The sequence below is a fragment of the Ilumatobacter sp. genome (assembly GCF_030065885.1).
GTDB lineage: Bacteria > Actinomycetota > Acidimicrobiia > Acidimicrobiales > Ilumatobacteraceae > Ilumatobacter.
The window spans coordinates 1-9,607 of record NZ_JASJCS010000162.1; the positions used below are offsets into that span (position 1 = coordinate 1).

10 protein-coding genes are annotated in these 9,607 nt (G+C 69.3%); 4 read left to right on the top strand and 6 right to left on the bottom strand.

The genetic code is table 11. The features are described from left to right. Positions 1-563 (bottom strand): ATP-grasp domain-containing protein (locus QNJ12_RS22335; RefSeq protein WP_300626101.1); only part of this gene is annotated, 563 nt, incomplete at its 3' end. 61 nt (positions 564-624) lie between these two features. Then, entirely contained in the window at positions 625-1,026 is a 402-nt protein-coding gene (locus QNJ12_RS22340; protein WP_300626102.1) for a cobalamin B12-binding domain-containing protein, read from the bottom strand. A 77-nt stretch (positions 1,027-1,103) separates the two neighbouring features. On the opposite strand from QNJ12_RS22340, the gene QNJ12_RS22345 reads away from it, so the two are divergent. Together QNJ12_RS22345 and QNJ12_RS22350 are read left to right on the top strand one after the other, a co-directional pair. Beyond that, positions 1,104-1,598: a hypothetical protein gene (locus QNJ12_RS22345; protein ID WP_300626104.1), complete on the top strand. Its 495-nt coding sequence runs from the start codon at positions 1,104-1,106 to the stop codon at positions 1,596-1,598. Between the two features lie 201 nt (positions 1,599-1,799). Next, a complete protein-coding gene (locus tag QNJ12_RS22350) occupies positions 1,800-3,875 on the top strand; it encodes an elongation factor G (RefSeq protein WP_300626105.1) in 2,076 nt (691 codons plus the stop codon). On the opposite strand, the gene QNJ12_RS22355 is transcribed toward QNJ12_RS22350, so the two are convergent. Beyond that, positions 3,872-4,300: a hypothetical protein gene (locus tag QNJ12_RS22355; protein WP_300626106.1), complete on the bottom strand. Its 429-nt coding sequence runs from the start codon at positions 4,298-4,300 to the stop codon at positions 3,872-3,874. The two genes, QNJ12_RS22350 and QNJ12_RS22355, sit on opposite strands and share 4 nt — an antisense overlap. An 84-nt stretch (positions 4,301-4,384) precedes the next feature. Here QNJ12_RS22355 and QNJ12_RS22360 point away from each other — a divergent pair, with 84 nt between their 5' ends. Both QNJ12_RS22360 and QNJ12_RS22365 read left to right on the top strand, forming a co-directional pair. Then, positions 4,385-5,794 (top strand): NAD(P)-binding protein, encoded by a 1,410-nt coding sequence (locus tag QNJ12_RS22360; protein WP_300626108.1) that lies wholly within the window; start codon positions 4,385-4,387, stop codon positions 5,792-5,794. Beyond that, positions 5,791-6,537 (top strand): alpha/beta hydrolase, encoded by a 747-nt coding sequence (locus QNJ12_RS22365; protein ID WP_300626109.1) that lies wholly within the window; start codon positions 5,791-5,793, stop codon positions 6,535-6,537. The genes QNJ12_RS22360 and QNJ12_RS22365 overlap by 4 nt, the downstream gene beginning before the upstream one ends. Positions 6,538-6,829: 292 nt before the next feature. Here the strand turns inward: QNJ12_RS22365 and QNJ12_RS22370 are convergent, their stop codons facing one another. The 3 genes from QNJ12_RS22370 to QNJ12_RS22380 form a co-directional block, all read right to left on the bottom strand. Then, positions 6,830-7,222 (bottom strand): hypothetical protein, encoded by a 393-nt coding sequence (locus tag QNJ12_RS22370; protein WP_300626111.1) that lies wholly within the window; start codon positions 7,220-7,222, stop codon positions 6,830-6,832. 261 nt (positions 7,223-7,483) lie between these two features. Next, positions 7,484-7,870 carry an IS110 family transposase gene (locus tag QNJ12_RS22375; RefSeq protein WP_300626113.1) on the bottom strand — a complete coding sequence of 129 codons (387 nt, stop codon included), beginning with the start codon at positions 7,868-7,870 and terminating at the stop codon, positions 7,484-7,486. 223 nt (positions 7,871-8,093) lie between these two features. Then, positions 8,094-9,323 (bottom strand): IS256 family transposase, encoded by a 1,230-nt coding sequence (locus QNJ12_RS22380; RefSeq protein ID WP_300626115.1) that lies wholly within the window; start codon positions 9,321-9,323, stop codon positions 8,094-8,096. Between the last annotated feature and the right edge of the window lie 284 nt (positions 9,324-9,607).

Here is a 9,607-nt window from a genome sequence, read left to right on the forward strand (position 1 = left end):
GCGAGGTCGCAGTCGCCCTCGGTGTAGCACCGGTAGAGCTTGACGATGATGTCGGCGGCCCCGTCGAGCGCGCGCTCGGGCAGCTTCGCGTCGACGCACGCCTGGCGCGCGGTCGCCACGTCGAGGCCGTCGAGCGGGTCGACGTGCAGCTTGACGATCGCCTCGGGGTTCGCCTCGGCGACGGCCTCGATCTCGACACCGCCCTCGGCCGACAGCATCATGAGGTGCTTCTTCTCGGCACGATCGAGGGTGAAGCTGACGTAGTACTCCTCGTCGATGTCGGACGCCTGCTCGACCCACAGGCGCCGGACGACATGCCCCTTGATGTCCATCCCGAGGATGTTGCCGGCGTGCTCGCGGAGCTCGGCCTCGTCGCCGGCGAGCTTGATGCCGCCCGCCTTGCCGCGCCCGCCGACCTGCACCTGTGCCTTGACGACCACCGGGTAACCCGCCGACGCGGCAGCGGCGACGGCCTCCTCGACCGTGTCGGCCGGGCCGCCGGCGCTCACCGGGATGTCGTAGCGGGCGAAGTACTGCTTGCCCTGGTATTCGAACAGATCCACTGTCAGTCCCTTCGTGGTGGTGGATGGTGCGGCTGCCGCACCTCGATCACGGCGATGGCGGTCAGTCCCTGGCGTCGAGCGCGTTCTCGAGCCAATCGCTGATGCCGCGCAGCGAGGCTCCGGGTTGGAAGATCTCGGCGATGCCCTGGTCGCGCAGCGCGCGGGCGTCCGCATCGGGAATCACACCGCCGCCGAACACCAGCACGTCGTCGAGGTCGCGATCGTGCAGCTCGGCCACGACACGCGGGAACAGCGTGTTGTGTGCGCCGGACAGCAAGGACAGCCCGACAGCGTCGGCGTCCTCTTGTAGCGCGGTCTCGGCGATCTGTTCGGGCGTCTGGTGCAGGCCCGTGTAGATGACCTCGAAGCCGTGGTCGCGAAGAGCCCGCGTGATGGTCTTGGCGCCGCGGTCGTGTCCATCGAGGCCCGGCTTGGCGACGACGACCCGGTACTGACGCTTCACGACTGGGGAACCTATTCGCTGGGCGATGCGCCCCACCAACCGTCCGGTCGGCGGGCGATGCACGGCACACTGGTGCGGTGCAGCTTCCCGAGCTCCGCTCACCGGTGGCGCGAGCCGTCGTCCCGGTTCTCGGTGGTCTGCTCGTCCTGGCACTGATCGCCGGCTTCACCTGGGCGATCGCGGCGTTCATCAGCGGCGGTGGGAGCGACACCAGCGAGCGCTTCGCACGGACCACGTTCCCGATCGGCAACGTCGAGAACCTGGCCGAGATCGTCGAGGCCGACGGCCCGCTCCTGTTCCCCGAGCTGGGCACCGCCATCGGCACGCGCTCGATCGTCGTCGACCACACCGGTGACGTCCCTGCCGACGGGTGGCGGGTCTACTGGGCGTATCCGGCCGACCGCGATCCCAGCTGCGTCGTCGAGCAGGTGCCCGGCACGGCTGACTTCATCGACTGCGACGGTCGCACGATCGACGTCGCCGACCTGTCGCCACCGGATGAGGGCGTGTTCCCCACCGTCGAGGACCGGACCACGCTGATCATCGACCTCCGCGGTGCCACGACGCCCTGACCCGCCAACGAGCCGCGGCACGAACGCGACCCGCCGACCGGGCGGCGTCCCGACCCGACCGGCTCTCGATCCGGCGTGGGAGACTCGGGCCTGCGAGCTGCCCGGTGACGTGGGTCCTTCGGCCCCTTCCCGGCGGCTCGATCTTGGGGAAGAATCGGGGTGGCGGTCGCAGGCGTCGACGCCACCACAAGGAGGAGCAGCATGCAGGACGACCTCGCTGGTCGGATTCGGAACGTGGCACTGGTCGGACACGGCGGCGTCGGCAAGACGACGCTGGCCGAGGCGCTGCTCCACGCGGCGCAGGTGACCACGCGCGCCGGGTCGGTCGATGAGGGCACGACGCTGCTCGATCACGACCCCGAAGAGGTTGCCAGGGGGTCGTCGGTCAGCCTGGGCATCGGGTCGTTCGGCTGGCGAGCGAGCGACGGCCACGACTACCAGGTCAACCTGCTCGACACGCCGGGCCACCCCGACTTCGAAGCCGACGTCGACGCCGCCCTGGCCGTCGCCGATCTCGCCGTGCTGGTGGTCAGTGCCGCCGACGGGATCGAGGTGGGCACCGAGACGGCGTGGCGCAAGTGCGCCGGCCTCGGTCTGCCACGGCTGGTCTTCGTGACCCGCGAGGACAAGCAGCGCGCCAACTTCGAACAGGTGGTCGCCGATCTCACGGCGGCCTTCGGCAGCGGCTTCACGCCGATCGAGCTGCCGATCGGCGAGCAGGCCGAGTTCCACGGCGTGGTCGACCTGATCACCGAGCAATCGCACGAGTACGACGCCGACGGCCGCCACCACGTCGAACCGCTGCCGGTCGACATGGCCGAACACGCACACGAGGTGCACGATCAGGTCGTCGAAGAGATCGTCGCGGGCGACGACGAGCAGCTCGAGCGCTACCTCGAGGGCGACGTGCCTCCCGCCGAGGATCTCGAACGCACCCTGGCGGCCGAGGTCCTCGCCCAGATCGAGTTCCCGGTGCTCGTCGGCTCGGGCAGCACCGGCGTCGGCGTCGACCGTCTGGCGGACTACATCTGCGAGGTGGGCCCGTCGCCGGCCGACCGTCCGGTGCGGGCCGTGGCCGGCGAGCAGGAGCTCGAGATCGCGGCGGACCCCGACGGCGACCCGCTGCTCTACGTCTTCAAGACGATCTCCGACCGGTACGTCGGTCAGGTCTCGGTGTTCAAGGTGGTCTCCGGCACGCTGCTTCCCGACATGACGCTCCGCGAGGTCGCGAGCGGCGACGACGAGCGACTCCACGGGCTGTTCCGCCTGTGCGGCACCGAACAGACGCAGGCGAGCAAATTGGTCGCCGGCGACATCGGCGCCGTCACGAAGCTGACCTCGACCTCGACAGGCAGCACGCTCGCACCGCCGAACCAACCCGTCGTGATCCCGCCGGTGCCGCTACCCACGGCCCATCTGGCGATCGCCCTCGTCCCGGTTTCCCAGAGTGACGACGACAAGCTCTCCGAGGCGCTCCAACGGCTCGTGCAGGAGGACCCCTCGTTGGTGATCGGGCACGACGAGCTGTCGCGGCGAACCGTGCTGCGCGGCGTCGGCGACGCGCACCTGGCAGTTGCGATCTCGCGCCTCGAGGCCCGCTACGGCGTGCACGTCGAGAGCGAGGAGGTCCGGGTGCCGTACCGGCGCACGATCCGCAAGGCGGTCGAGGCAGCCGGCAGGGTCAAGAAGCAGTCCGGCGGCCACGGCCAGTTCGCAGCGGTCGACCTGCGGGTCTCACCGCTCGAGCGTGGCGCGGGGTTCGAGTTCGTCGACAAGATCGTCGGCGGGGCCATCCCGAAGCAGTACGTGGCGGCCGTGCAACACGGCGTCGAGGACGCGATGACGTCGGGCGCCGGCTCGGGGATCCCGATCGTCGACGTCCGGGTCGAGTGCATCGACGGCAAGACGCACTCGGTCGACTCGTCCGACATGGCGTTCAAGACCGCGGCCGCGCTGGGCTTCGCCGACGCGGTCGAACAGGGCGACCCGGTCCTGCTCGAGCCCGTCTCGCGCCTGGTCGTGCGCGTGCCCGTGAACCAGCAGGGTGAGGTCTTGGGCGACCTCAGCTCACGCCGCGGCAACGTGATCGCCAGCGACGCCAACGGCGACGGCGATCAGGTGATCACCGCGACGGTGCCGACCGCTGAAGTCAGCCGCTACGCGATGGACCTGCGGGCGATGACGGGCGGCAGGGGTTCGTTCACCATCCAGCACGACCACCACGACCCGGTCCCGGACCATCTCGTCGGCAAGGTGCTCGCCGAGTACGAGAGTTAGGCGGATTCGAGGGCGCCGAGGAGGCGCTCGATGAAGAGGTCGGTGTGCTCGTCGAGGTGGTTGCGCTTGATCTCGAGGCCGCCGACCACGTCAGCGCCGGTCTGCCCGACGGCGGTGGTCAGCTTGTCGATGCTCGTGCCGGCGTTGAGCGCAAACGTGAGGAAGCACGCCGCGCGTTTGCCGCGCATCGCGGGCAGATTGGCGATGTTGCCGACCGCCCACGGGGCCTGCCCGACGACGAAGAGGCCGTGGGTCCACGTCCCGACCAGCACGAGGTCGGCGCGCTGGATCGACGCATGGTCGGGGTTGCCGACCTTCGACATGCCGGTGATCGTCCACCGGTCCTGCTGCAACTTGTCGCCGATCATCTCGGCGGCCTTCCACGTGTTGCCGGTCAGACTCTCGACGAGCAGCGCTGCCTTCATCCCCCCGATTCAAGCACGTTCGATGAACGTGCGACGGCCCCGCACCACTGGACGTGCGGCATGTGCTGAGCCAGCATGGCGGCCGTGGGGACGATCACGGTCGCAGGTGGGGGGATGTGCGGCCTCGCCGCAGCGATGATGTTGGCCGACGACGGCCACGAGGTGACGGTGCTCGAACGAGACCCTGCGCCACCGCCGCCCGACCTCGAGCAGGCCTTCGACGGATGGGACCGTCGGAGCGTCGCCCAGTTCGGCCTCGCACACATCCTCCTCGCCGGCGGCACGCGGATCCTCGAGCAACAGGTCCCCACCGCATTCGAGCTGCTGGCCGGCAATGGCGGGTACCGCCTCAACCTGGTGACGTTCCTGCTGAGCCTGCAGGCGGGGGCCGAGGTCACACCCGACGACGACCGGTTCGAGCTCGTCACCGGGCGCCGCAGCACGTTGGAGTGGGCGCTCGCGACGGCAGCTGCCGACCACCCCGGCGTGGCCGTACGCCGCGGCGACGCGATCGCCGGGCTGACAACCGGCCCGTCGGTGATCGAGGGCGTCCCGCACGTGACCGGCTTCCGGCTGAACACCGGCGAGGAGGTCGTCGGCGACATCGCCATCGACGCCACCGGGCGCCGATCGCCGACGCTTGACTGGTTGGCCGACATCGGGGCGGTCGCCCCGATCGACCACAACGAGGACAGCGGGTTCGCGTACTACGGGCGCTACTTCCGATCCGACGACGGGTCGGTGCCCGGTCTGCTCGGGCCGGCGCTGGCTCCGTACGGCACGTTCTCGGTGCTCACGCTGCCGGCCGACAACGGCACGTGGTCGGTGACGCTGTACGGGTTGTCCGACGACAAGGAGCTGCGGCGGTTCCGCGATCCCGACGTGCACGAGCGGGTCGTGCGATCGTGCCCACTCCAGGCCCACTGGCTCGACGGCGAGCCGATCACCGAGATGAAGTCGATGGCCGGCGTCGTCGATCGGCACCGGCGGTTCGTCGTCGACGGCAAGCCCTGCGCCACCGGCCTGCTCTCGGTCGGCGACGCCAGCTCGTGCACCAACCCCTCGCTCGGGCGCGGGATCACGCTCGGCCTCAAGCACGTCGAACTGCTCCGGCGCGAGATCGCCCGTCACGGCGACGACCCGGCCGCGCTCGCGCTCGCGTTCGACGAGGCGACCGAGACCGAGATGCGGCCGTATCACGACGCCACGACAGCGCTCGACCGCCGGCGGGTCGCCGAGATGCGCTCCGCGCTCGCCGGTTCAGCACTCGAGCCCGATGCGTCGCTGCAGATCGGCGAGCTGCTGGCGGGTGCGGCGACGATCGACCCGACCTGCGCCCGGGCGTTCGGCGAGGTCTTCTCCTGCATGGCGCTCCCCGACGAGGTGCTGGCGCGGCCCGGCATGGCCGACCACGTCCGATCCTTCGCCGACCAGGTCAGCGCCGAACCCCCGCCGGGCCCCGGCCGCACCGAGCTCATGGAGTTGATCGCGTGACGGTCGTCTTCGTCCACGGCAACCCCGAGGTCGCGGCCATCTGGGATCCGCTGCTGGCCGAGATGTCCGATCTCGACACCATCGCCCTGTCGCCGCCCGGGTTCGGCGCGCCCGTTCCGCACGGGTTTGCCGCCACGTCCGACGCCTACGCCGACTGGCTGGTCGGCGAGCTCGAGCGGCTCGGCGGGCCGGTCGACCTCGTGGGGCACGACTGGGGAGGCGGCCACGTGATGCGCGCCGCGACCCGCCGCCCCGACCTCGTGCGCAGCCTCGTCACCGACATCGCCGGCACCGGCGACCCCGAGTACGTCTGGCACGACATGGCGCTCGTCTGGCAGACGCCGGGCGAGGGCGAGGCGTTCGTCGAGGCGATGCAGCAGATGCCGACCGAGCAGCGCGTCCAGGCCTTCGTCGGCGCCGGCATGACGCCGGCCGGCGCCGCAGCGTGCGCCGCCGCGTCGGGGCCCGAGATGAGCGCCTGCGTCCTTGCGCTGTACCGCTCGGCGGTGCAACCCAAGATGGCCGAGTGGGCCGACGAGTACGCCGCACTGGGCGGTGAGCGGCCGCGCACACTGGTCGTGATCGCCAGCGAGGACCACTACACGGGCGGCGAGGAGCTCGCCCGGCGAACGGCTGCGAAGTGGGATGCCGAGGTCGCCGTCCTCGAGGGCCTCGGGCATTGGTGGATGATGCAGGACCCGCCGCGCGGCGCTGCGATGCTGCGCGAGTTCCTCGTCGCCTGAATGCCCACGGGCGTGCGCGCTGTCCTGAATCGGACGTCGGTGACCGCCAGGCGGTGAGCGTCATGTCGTCAGCTGCAGGTCGACCGACTCGTGAGGAGACGACTTTCGTGAGTTGACAACCCTGGGTTGTCAACGCCGGCCGTGACCTGCTCGTCTTGGCAACTCAGGTTGTCAACTCGCCGACCCGGACCCTCCATTCAGGACTCCCGACGGCCGCCTCGTCGAAGCCCACGACCAGCGCCCCGAACCCGAACGGGTATGAAGCTCGTAGGGCTGTCAAGGGGTCGGCTGGCTACCCGTCGCTGATGACGTAGGGGCGGATTCGATCGAGCTCCGGGAGCGGGAGCGGGTCGCCTGCGAAGTAGATCTCGAGACTGCTGAGATAGCCGTCGTTGGTGAAGAGGATGAGTCCGGCGATCGTGTCGCCGTTGTCGTCGACGACGTTGGCTTCGCCCGGTGCCGGTTGACGCGTTAAGGGAGCTGGTGGGGCGTGTGCCCGGTCGACACGCAGGTCGATGGTGCCGCAGCCGCAGTTGCAACCCCGCTGGGCCTGGGCGTAGTCGATCTGGTGGCGCAGGTCGCCGGCACCGGTGAAGTCCTGCGAGGTCAGGGCTTCAAGCAGCTCCCGCTCCTGGTCGGTGAGGGGTCGCCATTCGGTGGGGTCTTCGGGCGTGAACTCGCTCACGCATCGAGTGTCGCACGAGCGCGTTGGGGTCGCCCGCCCGGGAAAACGTTGGCGGGTAGATGGCGTGTTCGTGGTGGGGTGTTGCGGGCACGACAGGGAAGAGACATCATCGACGTGAGGGGCGCGTCGGGGTCACGCTCGTAGGAAGCCACGCGTCACCGGGGTCCGCCGTTGGGCGGTCGGGTGGCAGGTCAGTTGTTGCACAACCTGATGGTGTGAGCCGGTTCGGGCGAGCCAAGGCTCCGACCGCCAGGTCGAGTGTCAGATCGTGGTGGTGGGCAGGGTCTTGTAGACCTGGCGTGCGATGTAGCGCTTGAGCATGCGTGCGATCTCGCCCATCGTCTTGCCCTCGGCGGTGCGCCGGGCGATGTAGGCCCGGGTGCGTTCGTCGTTGGACATGCGTGTCAGCATGATCCTGTAGATCGCCGAGTTCGCTTGCCGGTTGCCGCCCCGGTTGAGCCGGTGACGTTGCGTCTTGCCCGATGACGCTGGGATGGGCGCGACGCCACACAGGTGAGCCCAGGCGGCCTCGGAGCGGAGTCGGTGCGGGTTGTCGCCGGCGGCGATGAGGAGTTTGGCAGCGGTGTCGTAGCCGACGCCGTGGACCTCGAGCAGGGCCGGTGCGAACTCGCGGATGAGCGGGCGCATCTCTGCATCGAGACGTCGTCTCTGCTCTCGGATGAACAGGGCGCGACGGCCGAGCTCACGCAACGTCGACAGCGTCGTGAACCGCACGACGTCGCCAGAGGATCGGCGTGGCTTGAGCGCTGCGCAGGTTCGAGCGAGCCGGATCGGTGATAGGTCGTCGAAGCGGGAGCGGATCTCGGCAGTGCCCCGCGGCGTGGTGGGGTTTCGAGGGTGATCCTCGGTGTCAGTCGCCGCTGTTGAGCTCGGCGACAGATTCAGTATCGCGCTCGGGGTAGAGCAACGCCATGGAGCCTTCGGAGAGGTAGCGACGGTCGGAGGCTTGCCATTCGTCGTGCATGTCGGCGAGGACGGCTCCGACGAGTCGGATCACCGACGCCTCGTTCGGAAAGATGCCCACGACGCGTGATCGGCGTTTGATCTCTTTGTTGATCCGCTCGAGCGGGTTCGTCGACCAGATCTTCTGCCAGTGCGCCCGCGGGAAGCCGGTGAACGCGAGGACCTCGGTCTTGGCGTTGTCCATGAGGGGGCCGACCTTGGGGAACATCGCGGCGAGTTGGTCACGGACCTGGTCCCACGTCGCCGAGACGGCTTTGTCGTCGGGTTGGGCGAAGATCGTGCGGAACACGGCTGCGACCATGTCGGTGTGCGAGCGGGGCACGAGGCTGAGCAGGTTGCGGGCGAAGTGGACTCGGCAGCGTTGATGGCTCGCTTTCTGGAACGACTTGGTGAGCGCCGCGACGAGGCCGGCGTGCTGGTCGGAGATCACCAGCTTCACGCCCCCGAGGCCACGGGCGCGCAGCGAGCGCAGGAAGCCACGCCAGAACGTCTCGTCTTCTGAGTCGCCGATGTCGCAGCCGAGGATCTCCCGGTCGCCGTTGGCGGTGATGCCGGTGGCGACGACGACGGCCATCGACACGACCTGGGAGGTCTGGTTGCGGACGTGGAGGTAGGTGGCGTCGAGGTAGACGTAGGGGAACTCGACGTGGTCGAGCTGGCGGGTGCGGAATGCGCCGACGATCTCGTCGAGGCCGGCACAGATCCGCGACACCTCGGACTTGGAGATCCCCGACGCGATCCCCAACGCGGCGACCAGATCATCGACGGCGCGGGTGGAGACGCCGGCGACGTAGGCCTCCATCACCACTGCGTAGAGAGCCTGGTCGATCCGCCGCCGTGGCTCGAGGATCGACGGGAAGAACGATCCTTTGCGGAGCTTGGGGATGGCGAGCTCGACGTCGCCGGCCTGGGTCGCCAGCAGGCGCAGCCGGGAACCGTTGCGTTCGTTCGTGCGGGTGTCGGTGCGCTCATACGGGCCGGCGCCGATCTCCGCGGCGGCTTCGACCTCGATCAACTCTTGCAGCACGAGTCGCACGGACTCGCGGATCAGGTCGACGCCGTCTCCGGCGCGGAACGCCTCCAGGAGTTCGGACACGGCAGACTGTGACAGGGCCATCGGTGAGTTCTCCTCAGTGAGTAGGTGGTACTTCTCACCGAGAATCACGCCGATGGCCCCACCTGGTGGTGGACCCCGCCGGCTACCTCAAACCCCACCACATCGCGGGACGCCTACAGTTCGCCGATGGGGCACGTCCGCTGACGCGCCACCTTGGCCTGGGCGTAGATCTTCGGGCCGCTGCGTTCGAGCCAGGCCGCTTGCAGCTCGGGGTTGTCGAGCGTGGTGAGGACGAGCTCCTCGTTGAGCTTCATCCGGTTGATCAGCTGCGACTGCCACTGCGC